This is a genomic window from Pseudomonas sp. JV245A (assembly GCF_032424515.1).
GTDB classification, from domain to species: domain Bacteria; phylum Pseudomonadota; class Gammaproteobacteria; order Pseudomonadales; family Pseudomonadaceae; genus Aquipseudomonas; species Aquipseudomonas protegens.
Genome location: NZ_VYKE01000617.1, coordinates 1 through 305, shown reverse-complemented (window position 1 = coordinate 305; position 305 = coordinate 1). Strand labels below are relative to the sequence as shown.

At 64.9% G+C, this 305-nt stretch carries 1 protein-coding gene; it reads right to left on the bottom strand.

Translation table 11 applies throughout. The features are described from left to right. Positions 1-305, bottom strand: a 305-nt coding sequence (locus tag F6S12_RS33300) for an AMP-binding enzyme (RefSeq protein WP_315870061.1), incomplete at both ends; no start/stop codon positions are given.

Sequence of the window (305 nt, the reverse complement as noted above, 5' to 3'; positions counted from 1 at the left end):
GCGCCTCCAGGAACAGCAGGTAGGCCGGCACCATGTAGTCCGGCACGTGTTCCTTGAGTGCCGTCTTGAGGCTGTCGCGCAGGGCGGCCTGGGCTTCCCCTGCCACCGCCATTGCGGCGTCGCTCGGCACGATATAGGCCACCAGTTGCTGGCCGTTTTCGCTGTCATGGGCCAGGACAAAGGCTTCACGCACCGCCGCCTGCTGCACCAGCCGCGCTTCGATTTCCCCCAGCTCGATACGGAAACCGCGGATCTTCACCTGATGGTCGATGCGGCCGATGTACTCGATCACCCCATCGGCGCGA